This window comes from Paracoccus sp. (in: a-proteobacteria) (genome assembly GCF_030538695.1).
GTDB lineage: Bacteria > Pseudomonadota > Alphaproteobacteria > Rhodobacterales > Rhodobacteraceae > Paracoccus.
The window spans coordinates 1-18,997 of the sequence record NZ_JAUNTN010000022.1; the positions used below are offsets into that span (position 1 = coordinate 1).

General features: G+C 63.6%; 16 protein-coding genes. 5 read left to right on the forward strand and 11 right to left on the reverse strand.

The window, feature by feature from the left end; genetic code table 11:
- Positions 1 to 21 precede the first annotated feature (21 nt).
- The 5 genes from Q4G24_RS12640 to Q4G24_RS12660 form a co-directional block, all read right to left on the reverse strand.
- Positions 22 to 1,200, reverse strand: a complete 1,179-nt coding sequence (locus Q4G24_RS12640) for a hypothetical protein (RefSeq protein ID WP_303366900.1) — start codon at positions 1,198 to 1,200, stop codon at positions 22 to 24.
- Positions 1,201 to 1,211: 11 nt separating this feature from the next.
- Positions 1,212 to 1,385, reverse strand: a complete 174-nt coding sequence (locus Q4G24_RS12645) for a hypothetical protein (protein WP_303366901.1) — start codon at positions 1,383 to 1,385, stop codon at positions 1,212 to 1,214.
- On the reverse strand, positions 1,333 to 1,953 hold the full coding sequence (locus tag Q4G24_RS12650; RefSeq protein WP_303366902.1) for a hypothetical protein: 621 nt from the start codon (positions 1,951 to 1,953) through the stop codon (positions 1,333 to 1,335). The genes Q4G24_RS12645 and Q4G24_RS12650 overlap by 53 nt, the downstream gene beginning before the upstream one ends.
- Before the next feature lie 241 nt (positions 1,954 to 2,194).
- Positions 2,195 to 2,827, reverse strand: a complete 633-nt coding sequence (locus tag Q4G24_RS12655; RefSeq protein WP_303366903.1) for a phage virion morphogenesis protein — start codon at positions 2,825 to 2,827, stop codon at positions 2,195 to 2,197.
- Between the two features lie 110 nt (positions 2,828 to 2,937).
- The gene (locus Q4G24_RS12660) at positions 2,938 to 4,371 is read right to left on the reverse strand and encodes a PBECR2 nuclease fold domain-containing protein (RefSeq protein ID WP_303366904.1); all 1,434 of its coding nucleotides are present in this window, start codon (positions 4,369 to 4,371) and stop codon (positions 2,938 to 2,940) included.
- A 581-nt stretch (positions 4,372 to 4,952) separates the two neighbouring features.
- Between Q4G24_RS12660 and Q4G24_RS12665 the strand changes: the two genes are divergently transcribed.
- Entirely contained in the window at positions 4,953 to 5,783 is an 831-nt protein-coding gene (locus Q4G24_RS12665) for an SDR family oxidoreductase (protein ID WP_303366905.1), read from the forward strand.
- Between the two features lie 26 nt (positions 5,784 to 5,809).
- On the opposite strand, the gene Q4G24_RS12670 is transcribed toward Q4G24_RS12665, so the two are convergent.
- Positions 5,810 to 7,765 (reverse strand): hypothetical protein, encoded by a 1,956-nt coding sequence (locus Q4G24_RS12670; RefSeq protein ID WP_303366906.1) that lies wholly within the window; start codon positions 7,763 to 7,765, stop codon positions 5,810 to 5,812.
- 96 nt (positions 7,766 to 7,861) lie between these two features.
- Here Q4G24_RS12670 and tkt point away from each other — a divergent pair, with 96 nt between their 5' ends.
- From tkt to Q4G24_RS12685, 3 genes are all read left to right on the forward strand, one after another.
- Positions 7,862 to 9,877, forward strand: a complete 2,016-nt coding sequence (gene tkt / locus Q4G24_RS12675) for a transketolase (protein WP_303366907.1) — start codon at positions 7,862 to 7,864, stop codon at positions 9,875 to 9,877.
- A gap of 133 nt (positions 9,878 to 10,010) precedes the next feature.
- A complete protein-coding gene (locus Q4G24_RS12680; protein ID WP_303366908.1) occupies positions 10,011 to 10,931 on the forward strand; it encodes a DMT family transporter in 921 nt (306 codons plus the stop codon).
- On the forward strand, positions 10,928 to 11,812 hold the full coding sequence (locus Q4G24_RS12685) for a lysophospholipid acyltransferase family protein (protein ID WP_303366909.1): 885 nt from the start codon (positions 10,928 to 10,930) through the stop codon (positions 11,810 to 11,812). Before Q4G24_RS12680 ends, Q4G24_RS12685 begins: the two co-directional genes overlap by 4 nt.
- Here Q4G24_RS12685 and Q4G24_RS12690 read toward each other — a convergent pair.
- Positions 11,809 to 12,330: an MgtC/SapB family protein gene (locus tag Q4G24_RS12690; protein WP_303366910.1), complete on the reverse strand. Its 522-nt coding sequence runs from the start codon at positions 12,328 to 12,330 to the stop codon at positions 11,809 to 11,811. The two genes, Q4G24_RS12685 and Q4G24_RS12690, sit on opposite strands and share 4 nt — an antisense overlap.
- A 36-nt stretch (positions 12,331 to 12,366) precedes the next feature.
- The gene (rnd, locus tag Q4G24_RS12695) at positions 12,367 to 13,542 is read right to left on the reverse strand and encodes a ribonuclease D (RefSeq protein ID WP_303366911.1); all 1,176 of its coding nucleotides are present in this window, start codon (positions 13,540 to 13,542) and stop codon (positions 12,367 to 12,369) included.
- A 183-nt stretch (positions 13,543 to 13,725) separates the two neighbouring features.
- Between rnd and Q4G24_RS12700 the strand changes: the two genes are divergently transcribed.
- On the forward strand, positions 13,726 to 15,477 hold the full coding sequence (locus tag Q4G24_RS12700) for an OmpA family protein (RefSeq protein WP_303366912.1): 1,752 nt from the start codon (positions 13,726 to 13,728) through the stop codon (positions 15,475 to 15,477).
- A gap of 618 nt (positions 15,478 to 16,095) precedes the next feature.
- On the opposite strand, the gene purU is transcribed toward Q4G24_RS12700, so the two are convergent.
- The 3 genes from purU to Q4G24_RS12715 form a co-directional block, all read right to left on the reverse strand.
- On the reverse strand, positions 16,096 to 16,980 hold the full coding sequence (purU, locus tag Q4G24_RS12705) for a formyltetrahydrofolate deformylase (protein ID WP_303366913.1): 885 nt from the start codon (positions 16,978 to 16,980) through the stop codon (positions 16,096 to 16,098).
- A 1-nt stretch (position 16,981) separates the two neighbouring features.
- A complete protein-coding gene (locus Q4G24_RS12710; RefSeq protein WP_303366914.1) occupies positions 16,982 to 17,305 on the reverse strand; it encodes a 2Fe-2S iron-sulfur cluster-binding protein in 324 nt (107 codons plus the stop codon).
- A 99-nt stretch (positions 17,306 to 17,404) separates the two neighbouring features.
- The gene (locus Q4G24_RS12715; protein WP_303366959.1) at positions 17,405 to 18,778 is read right to left on the reverse strand and encodes a DegQ family serine endoprotease; all 1,374 of its coding nucleotides are present in this window, start codon (positions 18,776 to 18,778) and stop codon (positions 17,405 to 17,407) included.
- Between the last annotated feature and the right edge of the window lie 219 nt (positions 18,779 to 18,997).

The following is an 18,997-nucleotide window of genomic DNA, read 5'->3' on the forward strand; positions in this document are numbered from 1 at the left end:
CGCGGTTGAGCAGACTCTACATTAAAGTGAGGGATCTTTCGGGGGGCAGGTCAGCTCGATGTGTCGGAGAGATAACGGCCATCTCCGAGATAGGTCCGCGAACATGCCGCCGTCCCGCTGTGCTTCCAGCGCGTGCAGGTCCGAGATCGCCTGATCGCGGGTATAATCCGGGCTGCCCGGTTGCGGGGGGCGCGCAGGCGGTGCATCAGGGCGGTTCTGGCTGCGATGCGCGCGATACTCTTTGCCGAGCTGTTCGGCAGGGGCAATGGCTGGAACAGTATTCGGTTGGGCTACGTTCGCCGCATCTTGGCCTTGGGCGCCAAGCGCAGCCTGCACCTTAGCGGTATGCTTGCGCGCAAAGATAAAGCCGCCCTCGCGCGCATCCCATTTGATCGAAACGCCCGGCACTTCTGGCACGGCGTCCTGATCCAGCCCGCGAATGACCGCTGCCTTCTGGCGGATCGGTTCAATGGTTACTGCTCGATCAGGCTGCCCGGCATCAGTTGCCACAGCCAGATTGCCGCCAGAACCGGGTGTAGTGTCGAGTCCGGTTGCAGGTTCTGCGGGCTGCGAAGCCATTTCAGCGCCGCGCCCGTCTGCTCGCGCGTCAGGATCCCCGCCTGCCTCAACTGATGCGCCGCCATCTCGCCGTGCATCATCCATCCGAAGGGCGGGTTTTCCGGCAGTTTGTGGCGTGGATTGCTCTGCAATGCCTGAACCTGCATCTTCGACCTCCCGGCTGTCAGCCTCAATTAGCGGCGCGGCAATCTCGCGCATCTGTTCACGCATTTCTGTCAGGCGGCGGTTCCAGCCGCTTACCTTCGCCTGCTGCTCGACATATGCGATCCGCTCAAGAGCCTGTTCGGGCGTGATCTGGCTGCGCTGGGTATCGGTGCGCGGCGCTTCTTGCACTCCTTGCATGGCTTTTTCGGCAAGGCCGCCCCGCTCTGGGGTATAGCTTTCGGGGGCATCGGGTGCGCGGCGCGCTTGCACCGCGCTTTGGCGGTCCAGCTTTTCCTGCGCACGGATTTGCCCAACCATATCCCGCGCCCGGTCGAAGTTTTCGGGCGAAAGCGCAACCTCTGCGCCCTCAACACGGAATACCGCCTGGCCGATCATTTCGGCATTGCGATAGCCTCGGGCGTGTTTGGACAAGATCGGGTCAACAACCCCTGCCGTCTGGGTGTTCATAACAGTCATGATTGGTCCCTTCAGCGGATCAGGATGTCGACGAATTCGCCGTCAGCGGCGGCAATCAGGGCGGTGCCGCAGATGTTTTTCGAGGTGGTCAGGGCTTTTTTCACGCCGCCGGTGGCGGCGGTCATGACGGCATCACCCTTGGCGATGACGCCCGAGGCTTTGATGCGGACCCAACCCGTCACCATCATCCAGCCATTCGATTTTCGGGGCGCTGGCCTCTTGGCCGCGGCCCAGCAGCAGATCGGCAAAGCTCGCGATCAGCGTTTGCAGGTCATGGCTCCCGGCCAGCGGCATGGAAAACTCGACCACGCCTTCCTGATCGGCGGCGAAGCTGACGTTCTTCAGGCCGGGGACAGCCGGGGCTGCACCGCCAAGAAAGCCGATATGCTTGGGATACCAGACGCCCGGCACCGGGTTGTTCGGTGCGGTCGGGCTGTGCCACGCCATCGACACCTTGCGATAGCGCCCGGACTGAACAGCCTCGGCAAACTCGGGGGCAATATCCCCCACGGTCGCGCCCATCCGTTCGGACCCGGCATCATAATCGAACTTTTCCGCCCAGCCAAAGGCCGGGGTATCCGCTGAAGGATGGCCCACCACAATCGGGGCGGGCGCGATGGCGGGATCATAGGCATCAGCGGCGGCGCGAAGCTCTGCCGCCGAAAACGTCAGGGGTTTCCCGCCCATCGGGGTAAAGGTGCCGGGGCGGAAAACCTCAATCCGGGCTTTTTTGCTGTTCTGGTTCTTGGTCATCATCAGGTCCAGTTGCGTTCTGGACCCATCAATGCCTGATGATTCGCACCCGCTGACGGGCGGCGACTTCCTATAGCGGCCTCTTTTGCGCTATGCTCTGACCATGGCCTGATTGCGCACCATCAGGCAAGCCCCCACGCACCCCCGCGCCTAACAGGCCCGTAGCGCGTTTTTAACGGTGGGTTAACGGTGGGTTCGCGCCCTCCGGCACCCCATGCCGCCAAACCACCCTAACGCCGCCCTACGGGCCGATTTTCGGGGTGTCATGCTTTGACAGCCAGTCCTTGGCGATTTCATAGATTTCCGCCTCATCTGCCGGGCCGATGCCCAGATAGGGCCGGGCCGGGATCGTGATGCTGCGGGCGGCATATGTGACTTCCTCGGCCCGCTTGTGCTTGTTCTTCTTTTTGACAAAGCGCCCGTTGGTCTTTTGCGACTTGGGGTTGAAGTGGCGATAAATCGTCCGCGTGTATTCGGGAATGTTGATTTCCGCGCCCATCTGATGAACGCGGGCATAGCTTTTGCCGTTATGCCGGGCCGTCGCGCCCCACATCACCTGATCCGGCCCGGCCTGATAGGCGACCGAGGATTTCAGGCCGATGCCCCGGTTCGTGTTCAGGATGGTCATGGGCAGCAGCTTCTGGCGCTCACGCTGGCGGATGCGCTTTTTGGACAGCGCCACCCATTTGGTGCCGTCCGGGGCCGATTCCTTGTCGAAATTGTCCAGTGTTGATTGGCGCATGTGATGACCGACGTTGTCGTAAAACCCGTCTTTCGGCGCGGAAACACGCGACAGCATCGCCCGCAGCTTGGCATCAACCGCTTCCGAATTCAGGGTCAGCGTGAAGGACACGCCGGGAACCTTGGTGGTCATTGCATATTCCCTATCCTTGGCCTATATTGACTGTGCTTGCGTCGTTCCGGTGACTGGACCCCACAGGCGCAGGTGCGGGCGGTCGGATCACCCCGACCGTCCTTTGCATTTCAGCGTGACCAGAGCAGTTTTCCGACACGCAATTCCGCCAGATAGTCAAAATCCATACTGCTATCATCGCCCCGAATTGTTGGCTGAAACGTTGTAACCGGCGTCCAGTGCCGCCGCCCAAGTTCATGCATGCCCATGAACCCCGTATCCCGCATCAGTTCCGCATCTGGCATGAACACCTTCCCGGCCCGGATATACCGTCTGGTGATAAAATGCTGGAAACTGTCGTGCAAAGCGCCATGCCGTGCCCTGACCCCCAGCCAGATTTCGTCCGGGTCCAGCATGGTTTCTGCCATTTGCAGCACATGCCGTTCACGCCCGCGCTTCAGCTTCCATCGTCCGGCCCGGTCGCGCAGCATGTCGTCTGACATGGGCATATAATTTCCAGCCTTATCCTGCCACAAGACGGCCTGCCCGGCCCGACCGTCGAACATTTTCATGAACGCATCGGCATAATATTCCGGCTCACGGCCACCGGGCAGCACCTCGGTCGTGAATGGGCGGCCCCGGCGAATAAGCTCCTCCACCGGGCGGGGACGGTCGATCTGCACGATTTGCGGCATTGCGCCGCCACCAACCGGCGCGATTGGCTCAACGGCTTCTTCTTCCAGAAGCTCGGGCGTCAGCCCCCGCGCCCATTGGTCACCCGGCTGATAGCCCCAGCCATAGCCGACGCCATCGGGATACATGATCTCGGGCTTGCCGCGCCCGGTCGAGGTCGGCACCATCTTGATCTCCGGGGCCTTGTCCGGGCCGGTCTTGCCCAGCCGCAACAGATCCCGTTCGGTCAGGGTCCGCACCCCGCAGGAACAGCGCCAGTCGTTGGGCGGGAAATAGATGTCCCACCACGGGTCGTCATGCATCAGCACCAGACCATCCCATGCCACATGCTGGGGACGCGGGTTCAGAGGCGTTCGGGTTTCACCATGGACATATTGCCAATAGGGCCGCAGCGCCACGACCTCGGGCTGACGCATCTGCTTCAGCCGCCCGGCCATATAGCTGGTGCGCACATTGGTCTGAAAAATCGTGCGGATGCGCCAACCGCGACCCCCGTTATAGGACCAGCCATATTCCTCGACCAGCCGGTCGAACTCCTTGGTGAATGCCCCGATATCCTGCCCCGGCACCGTCTTGGCCAAGGCGTTCTGGAACTCTTGCAGCATGTCCAGATTTTTGGCACCCGCAATCACGAAGGCCCGATCATGATCGCCATACATATGGTCTGTCCAGACCTTGCTTTTCGTGGGCCGCTTTTGCTTCAGAAAGGCGATCTGCTCTTCAAATATAAAGCCGAATGGGTCGGCGGCAAAGCTGGCGCGACCCTCGATTTCGGCAAAGACAGCCTCGCGCCCTTCCAGCGTGGCCAGCTCCAGCGCCAGCCCGATCTGACGGGCCAGCGCATCCGGGGTCCATTTCGCGGCCAGTTCCAACAGGTTGCGCTGTGCGGTCTCAAGGTCGGGCGCATCAATGGCGCGGCGGATTTCCTTCAGACGCCGGGCAAAATACGGCTCCGTCCGTGCGATCAGGGCATCCGTGATCCGGGCGACGGGGCCATCATCATCTGCAAAGCAGCAATGGGGCTGGTGTTTTTTTTTGAGCCGTCATCCGCGAAAGCCGGGCTGCGTTGCGGCGGGCCGGACGGGACGCCGGGGGCGTCCTCGTCTTCACCTGGCACATGCCCATAATCCACGCGGATGCTGGCCAGATGGTCAATAACCGCATCCGACAGGTGAAGGCTGGCAGGTGGTCACGGTGTCCGTCAGCCATCGGCAACGGGCAAGCGGTCGCTCGAAATATTCCAATCTTGCGCGGGGGCTGGTCGGCATCCCTGACCTGCTTGGCGCAGCATGGCTGATCGCACGATCCGGGCGACCGCTCAGGAAATAGGTCGTCAATTCATAACTGGAAAAGATAGACCATATCGCCAATTATCGTCTAATCATCAGAGCCTGTCTGCATTACCTTTCCCGCATATCCCGGCGGCCATATGGCCCCAAATCGGAGAAACAGGATGCAGGACGTTATCACCATCATCGGCGCGGGCGGCATTGGCGAGGCCATCGCGCGGCGGCAGGGCGCGGGCCGGATCGTGCTGCTGGCGGATTTCAACGAGGCCACGCTGAACCGCGCGGCACAAGGGATGCGTGACGCCAGCTATCGGGTCGAAACGCAACTGGTCGATGTCACCGACCCCGCGTCCGTCCGGGCGCTGGCGGATCGGGCAGCAGTTCTGGGCCGGGTGGCGCAGGTGGTCAACACGGCCGGGCTGTCGCCCAACATGGCCCCGCCCGCGCAGGTGATGAAGGTCGATCTTTATGGCTCCGCGGTGGTGTTCGACGCGTTTTATCAGGTGATCGCGCCGGGGGGCGCGGCGCTGCTGGTGTCCAGCATGGCGGGGCATATGATGCCGCCGCTGACCCCGGAACAGGATCACGCGCTGGCCTTTGCCCCGACCGAGGAACTGCTGGATCTGGCGGTGGTGCGCGATGTGCCGAACTCGCTGGTGGGCTATATGGTCGCCAAACGGGCAAACCACCTGCGCGTTCAGGCCGAAGCCGTCCGCTGGGGCGAAAAGGGGGCGCGGGTCAATTCGATCAGCCCCGGCGTGATTATGACGCCGCTTGCGCAGCATGAACTGAACTCAGAGATCGGTGACGGCTATCGCGCGATGGTCGCAGCCTCGCCCTCTGGGCGCATGGCCCCGCCCGAAGAAATCGCCACGGCGGCGGCTTTTCTGCTGGGACCGGATGCGGGCTTCATTACCGGGTCCGACCTGCTGATCGACGGCGGCGTGATTGCCGCGATGCGGGCGGGCAAGCTGCCGGTCCCGGCGGATATGTAAGGGCCGCCCGCAACCGGCCAGCCCTTTCACATATCAGGCGGCAAGCCCCACTGATGACGCTTGCGGGCCATCAGTGGGGCATCGGGCAACAGGGTTTCGGCCTTGCGCAGCGCCCATTTCAGCCGCACCGGCTGGTCGAACTCGACCGCCCGCGCGGCAGCCGACAGGTGCAACAGCGGATTGTCGGGGGCCAGTTCACGGGCGCTGTCCAGCCAGCGGGTGCCGGCGCGGACATTCCCAGCCCGAAAGCAGGCATCGGCCAACCGCTTATGGGTCAGCGCATCATTGGGCCGTTGATCGTCGATCTGATGCAGCACCGCAAAGGCCCGCATCAACCGCCCATGTAACCGCAGGATTGCCCCCAGAAACCCGGCCCGTATCGCCAGATCATCCCCGATCACCGGAATATCGGCCTTATCAACGCTCTGTTGCACCAGATCCCGCGCATCCTGCCCCAGATTACGGATCTTGTTCCACAGATCCGGCCAGTTGCGCAGCGCATAGCGGCGGCTGTCGCTGTCCAGCAGCTCCTCCCAATCGGTCAGCAGCATCCAGACCGGCAGCACCGGCGGCAAAGGCGCACCGCCCTCGACCTGAGGCGGGGTATAGGACTGATCCAGCACCAGCGCGGGCGGCAACATCAAGGCCCGCGCGGCCATGCCCCCCGACAGCATCAGCCTGCGTCCCATATGCGGCAAAATCGGGCTGTCCTGTGACCGCCCCTGGAAAAGCTGGTTCAGAAAATCCGCCTCTGCGGCTGAGGCATCCGCCCCGCCGGGGTCATAGGTCAGCAAGGTCATCACTTGCTCACATTCCACCCGGTCACGATGGCGGATACCATGGGCCGCAATCCCGGCGTGGGCCAGTTCGCGGGCAACCTCGGTCAGCCCACCCCCGACCGCCGCCGTCGCCAGCGCACGGTTCAGGAACGGGTGACGGTTCAGCATATCCGCGCGTTCCCCCTGAAATACCGCCAGCAGTTCCGACACCCGGCCCCGCGTCACGGCCTGAGGCGCAGCAAATTGCACCGATTGCGCCAGATCTCCCTGCACCCCGCTGTCAGGACGGTAAAAGCTGTCCGGCGCAGAAATCACCCGCTCCAGCAGCGCATCATAGGCCGCAGTCCGCACCGCCTCGGGCAGCCCCCCCGGCAGCGGCGCGACATCGGCGCCGCCAATCACCTCGGCTGCGCGGGAAAAGGCCGACAGGCTGGGCGCACCAATCAGCCGACAACCCGCCATCAATAGCAGCTCGATCAGGTCGCGTTCGGCCGTATCAAGACGCGAGAAATCCACCAGATCCCCCACCGGCAAAATCCGGGGGTCGCCCTGCGCCATATGCAAGACCGCCTCGGGCGTGTCAGAAAAGGCAATCACCGGCCCGTCGACCTCGGCCACGAAGGCGCGGAAAAACTCGTCCGGGACGTATTTCGCTGGCCATGAAGTGCGTGACCATGGGTCGCCATCCAGAATATCGCCGCGCCGCACATGAATCGCAAAAGGCCGCCCCGGCCCCCATTTCGCCGCCAGTTGCGCCCGTGCCTGTTCCAGCGGCTTGCGGATTCCGGGGGCGAGTTCCAGCCCCGCGACAAGCGCCGCGATCTGGTCATCAACCTCGGCCCGATCTTCGCCCATCATGCGGCAGATTTCCAAATTGGTATCGACGCTGAACCGCTGCCCCTGATCCAGCATCCGGGCCACGGCTTCATCTCCGGTCGATCCCGCCAGCGCCGGAAACAGCTTGCGTCCCGCCATATCCGGGTGCTGATCCATCACGATCATATGCTGACGCACAAAGCGCGGCGCGAAAAACCGCTCCGGGTCGGTCAATTCGGGATAAGGCCCGTCCGGCTGCGACAGCCAGACCATCCGCCCGGTCACGCCGAACTTTTGCGACAGGCGCTGCACATTCAGCAGATTCACCAGCCGCGCCCCGATGCGGTCCTTGCGAAAACCAAGGAAGATGGGTTGATCCGGCGTCACGACATGCCCTTTCCGCTGATCGGCGGCTTGCAACCGCGCCTGTCGCTGCCTATCACCCCAAGGCAAGAAGGTTCAATCCAGCCGACGAGGAACGCCATGGATATCGCCGCCCGCCGCAAGGCCAACCCTGAACATTGGAATCTGGCCACCGCGATCCGCGTGCTGGCGATGGATGCGGTGCAGGCCGCCAATTCCGGCCACCCCGGTATGCCGATGGGCATGGCCGATGTGGCGACGGTGCTGTTCCGCAATCACCTGAAGTTTGATGCGTCCAGCCCTAACTGGTTCGACCGCGACCGTTTCGTGCTGTCGGCGGGGCATGGCTCAATGCTGATCTATGCGCTGCTGCACCTGTCGGGTTATGATGATATGTCGCTGGACGACATCCGCAACTTCCGCCAATGGGGCGCGAAAACTGCGGGCCACCCGGAATATGGCCATGCCGAAGGGATCGAGACCACCACCGGCCCGCTGGGTCAGGGTATCGCCACCGCCGTGGGCATGGCCATGGCCGAAGAAGCCATGCGGGCGCAATTCGGCACCGACCTGTGCGACCACCGCACTTGGGTGATTGCAGGCGACGGCTGCCTGATGGAAGGCATCAGCCAGGAAGCCATCGCCCTTGCCGGGGCGCAAAAACTGGGCCGGCTGATCGTCTTGTGGGATGACAATGACATCACCATCGACGGCCGCGTGTCGCTGTCGGACAAGACCGACCAGAAGGCCCGGTTCGAGGCATCCGGCTGGCGGGTGCTGTCCTGCGACGGCCACGACGCCGCCGACATCGACCGCGCCCTGACCGCAGCCGCCAAGGATGACGGCCGCCCGGTTCTGGTCGCCTGCAAGACCATCATCGGCTTTGGCTCGCCCAATAAGGCCGACAGCTCGGGCGCGCATGGCAGCCCGCTTGGCGCGGCAGAGATCGAGGCCACCCGCGCCGCCTATGGCTGGACCCACCCGGCCTTCGTGATCCCGGCGGAGATCAAAACCGCATGGGAGCAGATCGGCAGCCGTGGCGCCAGCGCCCGCGCCGATTGGCAGGCCCGCGTGGACGCCCACACCAAACGCGACGAATTCGCCCGCCGCATCTCGGGCGATGTGTCCGACAAGCTGGCCCCGGTGATCGCGGCGTTCAAGGAGCAGGCCGTCGAAGTCAAGCCCAAGGTCGCCACCCGCAAAGCCAGCGAAATGGTGCTGGAGGTGGTCAACCCCGCCCTGCCCGAAACCTTTGGCGGCTCGGCCGACCTGACGGGTTCCAACAACACCAAAACCGGCGATCTGGGGATTTTCGACGCCGAAAACCGCAAGGGCCGCTATGTCCATTACGGTATTCGTGAACATGGCATGGCCGCCGCGATGAACGGCATCTGGCTGCATGGCGGCTTCCGCCCCTATGGCGGCACCTTCATGGCCTTTACCGATTACGCCCGCGGTTCGATGCGTCTGTCGGCGCTGATGGGGCTGCCGGTGGTCTATGTGATGACCCATGATAGCATCGGCCTTGGCGAAGACGGCCCGACGCACCAGCCGGTCGAGCATCTGGCAATCAGCCGCGCCACCCCGAACACGCTGGTGCTGCGCCCCGCCGATGTCGTGGAAACCGCCGAAGCATGGGAAATCGCGCTGTCGCAAGCCTCGACCCCTTCGGTCATGGCGCTGTCGCGGCAGAACCTGCCGGCGCTGCGTATTGAAAACAGCGCCGAGAACCTGTCGGCAAAAGGTGCCTATATCCTGCGCGAAGCCTCGGACAAGGCCGAGGTGATCCTGATGGCCACCGGCTCCGAAGTCGAAATCGCCGTGGCCGCCCGCGATGCGCTGGAAGCCGAAGGCATCCCGACCCGCGTGGTTTCGGTCCCGTCGATGGAACTGTTCCGCGACCAGCCCAAGGATTACCGCAAGAAAGTCCTGCCCAAAGGCCCGGTCCGCATCGCCATCGAGGCCGCAATCCGTATGCCCTGGGACTGGCTGCTGCTGGGTGAACGCGGCAGCGCAAAGACCTCGGATTTCGTGGGCATGTCAGGCTTTGGCGCCTCTGCCCCGGCAGAGCGGCTCTATGCCGAGTTCGGCATCACGGCGGAAGCCGTGGTCGAAAAGGCCAAGGCGCTGCTCTGATGGCTGCCGGGGACGCCTCCGGCGGGGATATTTGGGGACAAAAGATAGGCGGCGCGCAACGTCTGCGGCATCTTTTGTCTGAAAATATCCCCCGCGGAGCGTCCTGCCCCCACCACAAGCGCAGGTCGCGGTAATGCGCGCCCTGCCCCGCGCCTTTGCCCTGATGGGCCGCGAAAAAGATGGCAGCCGCCGGGTCCGTGATTCGCAGGCCACCGGGATCATGCTGCTGTTGCTGGCGATTTTTGTGTTCACCCTGATGGATGCGACGGCCAAGCACCTGTCGGCCCGCTATCCCGCGCCAATGATCGTCTGGATGCGTTTCGTGGTGAACGCGGCGCTGATCCTGCTGGTGCTGGGTCCACGTCTGCGCCACCACATCCGCAGCAGTCAGCCCTTGCTGCAAATCGGGCGCGGGATCACGCAGATTGGTTCGGTCGGGCTGTTCTTTTCCTCGCTGACCTTCATCGGGCTGGCCGAGGCGACCGCGATCATGGACATCAACCCGGTGCTGATCACTCTGGGCGCGGCGGTTTTTCTGGGCGAAAAAATCGGCCTGCGCCGGATCATCGGGATTCTGGTCGCGCTGGCCGGGGCGCTGATTATCATTCGTCCCGGCGCGGGGGTGTTTCATCCGGCCGCCATCCTGCCGCTGATCGGGGCGTTTTCCTATGCCGCCGGGGCCATTATGACCCGGATGGTGCGGGGCGATTCGACGGCGACCTCGATCCTGTGGTCCACCTCGGTTGGCACGGTTCTGTCCAGCATTGCGGTGCCGTTCTTCTGGACGCCCATTGCAGCGGGCGACTGGTGGGCCTTTATCGCCATCGGCCTGCTTGGCTCCGTTGCGCAGGCCCTGCTGATAAAGGCGTTTTCCATGGCCGAGGCGGGGGCCGTCGCACCCTTTGGTTATACCGGGCTGATTTGGGCAGGCTTGTGGGGCTGGTTGTTTTTCGGCACCATCCCCGACGGCTGGACTTTGGCCGGAGCTGCCATCATCGTTGCGGCCGGGATTTACGTCTGGGCGCGCGAAGCCAAAAGCATGAGGTCCGAATGACCCACCCGACCGAGGAAACCCCGCCATTGTCCGACCGTCTGGCCAATGCGGCCTTTCTGGGGGTGATCGGGCTGGCGCGACTGCTGCCCTATCCGCGGCGGATTGCGGCGATGGGCTGGTTGTTTGCGCATGTGCTTGGTCCGGTGGCAGGCTGGCGGCGGCGCATCCGTGACAATCTGGCGCTGGCCCGGCCCGAGCTGTCCGAAGCCGAGATCACCGCCCTGACCCGCGCCGTGCCGAATAATGCCGGACGTTCGCTGGCCGAGATCTATTCCGGGGCCGAGTTCACCGCCCGCATCGCCGCCGCCGACCCGCTGGAAGGCCCCGGCGTCGCGGTGCTGGAACGCGCCGCCGAGGAAGGCCGCCCGGTGATCCTTGCCTGTGCGCATTTCGGCAATTACGACGCCTTCCGTGCCGCCGTAGCTGCACGAGGCTGGCCGGTCGGCGCACTTTACCGACCGATGAATAACGAAGCCTTCAACCGCCACTATATCCCCGCGATCAGCGCCATTGCCGAGCCGCTGTTCCCGCGCGGTCGGGCCGGTTTCGCGGCGATGATCCGGTTTCTGCGCGGCGGCGGGTTTCTGGCGCTTGGCTTTGACCAATACGACCGCAACGGTGCCGAGTTACGCTTTTTCGACCTTCCGTCAAAAACCGTGCTGACCCCGGCCGAACTGGCCTTGCGCTATGATGCGCTGCTGGTGCCGATTGCGGGTATCCGCCAGCCGGATGGGCTGAGCTTTCGCGTCCATGTCGGCGATCCCGTCACCGGCGACGATCCGGCACAGATGATGCAGGCGTTGAACGACGATCTGGAGGCGCTGATCCGCCGTCACATGGACCAGTGGTTCTGGGTTCACCGGCGTTGGAAGAATCTTTAATCCCCGTCCTTTTGCGCAGGTTCATCCTTGGGCAAATCGTCTTGCCCGGTCGAACGGACCAGCACCCGCATCAGCCACAGAACCACCAGCGCCAGCCCGGTGGCCAGTGCCGCCAGTTGCAGGTTCCCGGTGCCACAAGCCAGACCAATGGCGCCAGCCAGCCACATGGAAGCGCCGGTCGTTACCCCGCACACCGACCCGCCAGACATGAAGATTGACCCTGCGGCCAGAAAGGCCACGCCCGAAGTCACAGCCTCGATCAGACGCAGCGGGTCCGAAATCAGCGTCACGCCGGATTCATCCCCCAGATAGGTCAGTTCCAGCGCAGTAATGGTAAACAGCACCGCCGCGAGGGCGATCAGCATATGGGTGCGCAACCCCGCAGCCCGGTGCGAGCTTTCACGCTCCCACCCGATCAGGCCGCCAAACAACAGCGCGGCACACATCCGCACCGCAACAACATCCAGCGGCAGCCCTTTAAGCGGCGCATGTATATCGGCATGAACATCCGCAAACATGCGCCTTAAAGCAGCAAGCCGCCCCCGGTTCCGCGATCAATCCAGCGCCACCACGCGGACCTGCCCGCCTTTGGCTGACAGCGCAATCTTGCCTTCGGCCAGCCGCAGGGCATCATTGCCGAACACCTCGGCCCGCCAGCCCGACAGTGCAGCGACATCGCGCCCGCCGGCTGCAATCGCATCCAGTTCCGCCGCCGAGGCAATCAGTTTGGGCGCGACATTGGCCGCATCCGCCTTGGCCTTCAGCAGCACCCGCAAGAGATCGGCCAGCGCCCCGTCACGCGGCGCACCGGGGTCACTGTCCTCGGCTTTGGGCAGATCGGTGGCCTCCTGCCCGGCCTTGACCGCGCGCAGGATACCCTCTGCAATCTCGCCCTTGCGGGCCTCGCGCAGCAGCAGGCGCGAGCGGCCCAGCTCAGTTTCATTCGTGGGCTTGCTGGAGGCCAGTTCCACCAGCGCATCATCCTTGAACACCCGCGAGCGCGGGACATCACGGCGCTGCGCGTAATCCTCGCGGAACTGTGCCAGCTCCCGCACGATGGCCAGAAAACGCGGCGCGGTGGACCGGGTGCGCACCCGCAGCCAGGCATCCTCGGGACGGGTGATATAGGTTTCAGGGCTTTCCAGCACGGCCATTTCCTCGGCCAGCCAAGCCTCGCGTCCTGATTTGTGCAACTGGTCGCGCAGGTTTTCATAGATCGCCCGCAGATGCGTCACATCGGCCAGCGCATAGGTCAGTTGCGCATCCGACAAAGGCCGGTGCGACCAGTCGGTAAAGCGCGAGGATTTATCCAGCGGTTGCCGCACGATCTTGCGCACCAGCGTTTCATAGCCGACCTGTTCGCCAAAGCCGCAGACCATCGCCGCCACCTGCGTATCGAACAACGGCTGCGGGAAAACCCCGGCGTCGTGAAAGAAAATCTCAAGATCCTGCCGTGCGGCGTGGAACACCTTGACCGTGGCCTGATGGCGAAACAGGTCATAGAGCGGTTCCAGCGACAGATCACCCGCCAGAGGATCGACCAGCACCGCCTCGCCCCCATCCTTTTTCGCGCCGGACGCAGGCGGCAGGGCCATCTGAATCAGGCACAGCTTGGAATAATAGGTGCGTTCGCGCAGAAACTCGGTGTCAATGGTGACATAGGGCTGCGCCTTGGCGCGTTCGCAAAAAGCGGCAAGATCGGCGGTGGTGGTAATCAGATTATGGCTCATTGAGTTCCTTTGGGGCGGGTCATCCGCCGATTCGGGCTTCGCCTTACGCCCCGGAGGGCATTTTTGCCAGAGCCGCGGAAACAACGCCGTGGCGACGTGGGAAATATGCCTCACGCAGATGTTGGGGAACGGGCGGGAGGCTGGCGGGTTGTTTTGCGAACACCGCCCACGAAAGGAGCCGAAATGCGCCCGATCCTGCGATCCACGACCGCCATTGCCGCCAGCATGACCCTGATGCTGCCGCAGCTTGTCAGCGCTGAAACCCTGATCGACCCCGACACCGCCGCCCGGCAGGCCGCCAACCGCGCCACCGCCTATCCCGATCTTCAGCAGTTGCTGGAGGCCGAGCTGGCCGCCGGGCTGACCCCGGATCAGTTGGTTTGCGCCGATGACAGCGCCCGCCCCTGCCCGGATGGGATGGCCTTTCTGACACCCAAGGGGCTGACGGTGAACCTGTCCCGCGACGACCGCATCTATGTGGCGCTGCGGGAAAATCAGGTAAACCAGATGGGAGATGCGGCCCCGCAAGCGGCTGAGGCTGCGCCCGAACCGGCTGCGGAAGCCCCGGCAGCGGAACCCGTTGCGGCAGAGGCCGAGACCAAACCGGCAGAAGCCCCCGCTGCGGCTGCGGAACCCGCCGCAGAACCAGCCGCAGAACCAGCCACGGTGGCCGAGGCTGCCACCGAAACCCCGGCGGAACCTGCGGAAGCCGCCGCCTCTGAGGTCCCGACGGAGGCCCCTGCCGAGACCGCTGCACCTGAAACCGCCTCGGACGCCCTTGCCACCGCGCTGGCCCGTGAGACCGCCGAGGCCACTCCGGCGCCCGAGGTCAACGAGACCCCCGAGGCCGATGCCGTGCTGACCGAGGCCGCCAAAGAGGCCGCCGAGGCCGCGCCCGATGAAACCGCCGCCGCACTGGCTGCGACGGATGCGCCCGCCACCGCCGAAGTGACCGAGGAAACTGTCACCGAGGCTCGCAGCTCTGCCGAGGATTTTACCAGCAATCTGGCCGAGGCATTGCAACAGGCGCAGAACACCGAAGCCACCGCCACACGCAGCGACCGCAACGATGATCTGAAAAAAATCGCGCTGGCCGGGCTGGGGGCGCTGGCGGTCGGCACCATGCTGAACAACCAGCGGCAAGTGGCGCTGAACACCGGCGACCGTGTGATTGTGCAACGCCCCGATGGCAGTCAGGAGGTCGTGCGCGATGATACTATGCTGCTGCGTCAACAGGGTTCGGATGTGAAAACCGAAACCTTCGCGGATGGCTCGACCCGGACCATCGTCACCCGCGCCGATGGCAGCCAGGTGGTGACAATCCGCGACGCCGATCTGCGGGTGCTGCGCCGCTCGCTGGTGGCAACGGATGGCAGCGTGACCTCGCTGATCGACGACACGCAGGCGCAACCGGTCGATCTGGCCAGCCTGCCCCCCGCCGCCCGGCCCGTTCAGGTCAGCGCCACGGATGAGGCCGCCCTGCGCGACGCCCTCCGCCGCGAGGCCGCCGTCAGCCGGACCTTTACGCTGAACCAGATCCGCAACATCCCCGAGGTGCGTGCGCTGGTCGCCCCGGTGGACATCAGTGCCATCACCTTTGAAACCGGATCAGCGGCAATCCAGCCCGATCAGGCCCGCCAGCTTGCCGCGCTGGGTCAGGTGATCGCGGACAGCATCAAGGCCAACCCGCGCGAGATGTTCCTGATCGAAGGTCATACCGACGCCGTTGGCGCGGCCAGCTATAATCTTGCGCTGTCCGATCGCCGTGCGGAATCCGTGGCGCTGGCGCTGACCGAATATTTCGCCGTGCCACCGGAAAATCTGGTGGTGCAGGGCTATGGTGAGCAATTCCTGAAGGTGCGCACCGAGGCATCCGAACGTCAGAACCGCCGCGCCGCCGTGCGCCGGATCACCGATCTTCTGGCCTGGAACTGACCGTGGAACCGGGGGTTTCACACCCCCGGACCCCCGTGGGATATTGGGGTGAAGAAGAAGGCGGCAAAGGGGCAAGCCGCAGGAATGTATGCCGGTTCCCTTTTGCAATACGGATGGGCCGCGCCGAAGAAGGCGCGGTTTATGTTTTGGGCAACTGCCCGTATGAGGTCGAGGTCGCCTGCCGCACGGATCATCTGGATGCGGGATTTTGGTGCCGGGTGGCGGGCGTGTTCGGTAAGGCTTGCCGCGGCAATGATGATCCTTTCAGGGCAGAGGGACATCGCCCTGTTCTGCGCCTGAAGTCGTGATCCAATCCGGGCAAAGGGTATTGACCCGCGCTCTGCCCCGGTCAGCCTATCGGCCTGCAACTGATTTGACCGCCCTAGCAAAGCGACTGCCACGCGCATGGCAGTTCAACCACAAACCGGGATGCAGTGCCATCAGGGTATTCCCTGACGACCTGCAACACGACCGAAGTTCGCTGCGACCCTGACTGTTGCTGAAAGGGCGCGTCGATACGCGTGCGCCTGCATCACCGGGATACGACCGCCCCTGCTGCCGCAATTGTTCTGCAAACAAGGGCATGCCGGCAAATGCGGCCCTTCCGGTGAAGTTTGCTCAGCCCATCCGCTCACTGGCATATTGGCCGGGGCTGGCGGGGAAAACCACGGTGCGGTTGCCGTTCAGGAACACCCGATGGTGGATATGCGCATGGATCGCACGGGCCAGAACCTGCGCCTCGACATCGCGGCCAAGGCTGACATAATCGGCCGGGCTTTGGGCATGGGTCACGCGGGCGGTATCCTGTTCGATGATCGGGCCTTCGTCCAGATCAGCGGTCACATAATGCGCCGTCGCCCCAATCAGCTTGACCCCGCGCTGATAAGCTTGCTTATAGGGGTTCGCCCCTTTGAAAGACGGCAGGAAAGAGTGGTGAATATTGATGATCCGCCCTGACATTTTCTGGCAAAGATCATCTGACAGCACTTGCATGTAGCGTGCCAGAACCACCAGTTCCGCGCCTGAATCGCTGACCACCTGCATCAGTTGCGCCTCTGCCTCGGGCTTGTTGTCGCGCGTCACCTTGATGTGGTGGAAGGGCAGGTCGTGGTTCACCACCAGCTTCTGATAGGTCAGATGGTTGCTGACCACGCCAACAATATCCGTTGCCAAGGCCCCGATCCGCCAACGATACAACAAATCGTTCAGACAATGGCCAAAGTTCGACACCATCAGCAGGGTTTTCATCCGCTTGGCGGCGTCATGCAGCGCCCAATCCATGCCAAAGCTGTCCCCGACCGGCGCCATCGCCGCCCGCAAGCGGTCGCCATCCGCGCCCTGCTCCGAGGTAAAGCTGACGCGCATGAAAAACCGCTGGCTTTCCATATCGTCAAATTGCGCGCTGTCGGTAATGTTGCAGCCATGCTCGGCCAGCAGGCCCGACACCGCCGCAACGATGCCACGGCGGGTTGGACAGGCAATGGTCAGGACGTATTCGGCCATATTAAATCTGCTTTTCCGGCAAGTTCACAACCAGCCCATCCAGCGCCGGCGTCACCTTGATCTGGCAGGTCAGGCGCGAGCGCACCGGGTCCGGCTGATAGGCAAAGTCCAGCATGTCCTCTTCCATAGGGTCTTTGCCGGGCAGGCGGTCAACCCATTCCGGGGCAACATAGACATGGCAGGTCGAGCAGGCGCAGGCACCACCACAATCAGCGTCGATACCGGGAACGCCGTTGTCACGCGCCCCTTCCATCACGGTCATGCCGGGTTTGACCTCGACTTCGTGCCGGGTGCCGTTGTGTTCGATATAGGTAATCTTTGCCATGGCTTGATAATCCTTGCTGTCGCCTGTCGCATCTAGGCGATCATCGCTGCAATGAAAAGACCCGCCACCAAAGCAGCGGGCCGTCGTTGTGAGGGGCGGTTACTCAGCGTCGATGGGCAGCGCCAGAAAACGTGGCTCGCCCCCACGGCGGATCATCAGCAAAACCGACTTGCGGCCCGCATCCCGTGCCGCCGCGATCACATCGCGCAGCTCACTGACCGCCGTCACCGGCTGCTGGTTGACCTCGGTGACAACATCCCCAGCGGTCAGACCGCGCTCAGCCGCGACACCGGCCGCATCCACATCCTGCACCAGAAGCCCGCTGGCATCACGCGGCAGGTTCATCTGTTCGGCCTGATCCGGGGTCAGCGGCGTCAGCATCATGCCAAGCACATCGCTGCCCTGTTCCGGCTGCCCGCCAGTCTGATCCGAAGCGGTCCCCTCGGCTTCTTCGCGGCGACCCAGCTTGATTGACAGGTCTTGCGCCTGCCCCTCACGCATGACCGTCACCGGCACGGCCTGCCCGATCGAAGCGTCGGCCACACGGCGGACCAGCTCACGCGTGTTGGCAACCGGATTGCCGTCAAAGCTGACGATCACATCGCCCGCACGCATCCCGGCATCCTTGGCGGGACCGTCCGGCACATCCGTCACCATCGCGCCAGAGGCATCCGCCAACCCCATCGCATCGGCCATATCCGGGGTCAGGTCCTGAATCTTGACGCCCAGCCAGCCGCGCCGGGTTTCCCCAAACTGCTGCAACTGATCGACAACCTTGCTGACCACATTCGAGGCCATCGAAAAACCGATCCCGATGCTGCCGCCATTGGGCGACAGAATCGCCGTATTCACGCCGATCACCTCGCCATTCAGATCGAACAGCGGCCCGCCCGAATTACCCCGGTTGATCGACGCATCGGTCTGAATAAAATCGTCATAAGTCCCGGTCAACTCACGGTTGCGGGCCGAGACGATCCCGGCGGTTGCCGAGAACCCCTGCCCCAGCGGGTTGCCAAGCGCCAGAACCCAGTCACCCACGCGGGCCTGATCGCTGTCCCCGAACTGCACGAAAGGCAGGTCGCTGGCATCAACCTTCAGCAGCGCAATGTCCGTGTTCGGGTCGGTGCCGATCACCTTGGCCGGGCGTTTGACGCCATCACGGAACTCGGCCTGAATCTCATCGGCGCCGTCGATCACATGGTTGTTGGTGACGATGTAGCCATCCGCCGAAATCACAAAACCCGAGCCAAGCGCGTTCGAGCGTTGCTGCACCATCGGTCCGCCCCGGCCTTGCGGGCCATCCTGCTGCGGCATCCCCGGAAACCCGAAATCGCGGAACAGATCGTTGAACGGGCTGTTCGGCGGCAGGCCGGGGAAGGTGCCACCCGCCGGACGGGATACAACCGAAGTCGTGGTGATATTCACCACCGCCGGGCTGACCTGTTCGACCAGATCGGCGAAACTGTCGGGCATTACCTGCGCCCGCTTTTGCGGCGTATCCGGCGCAGTCAGCGGCGCGTTATCGTTGGAAGGCGCGATTTGCGCCTGTTGCGCGGCAACCGGACCAGCGGCCAGCGCCAGCGCCAGTCCAGAGACCGTCAGCAAGTGGCGGGGGGAAAGAAACGTCATGCGGGTGTCCTTCATATATCGTCGGCATCTGCCCCAAGGCCAAAGGAAAACCCCGGTCCGGGC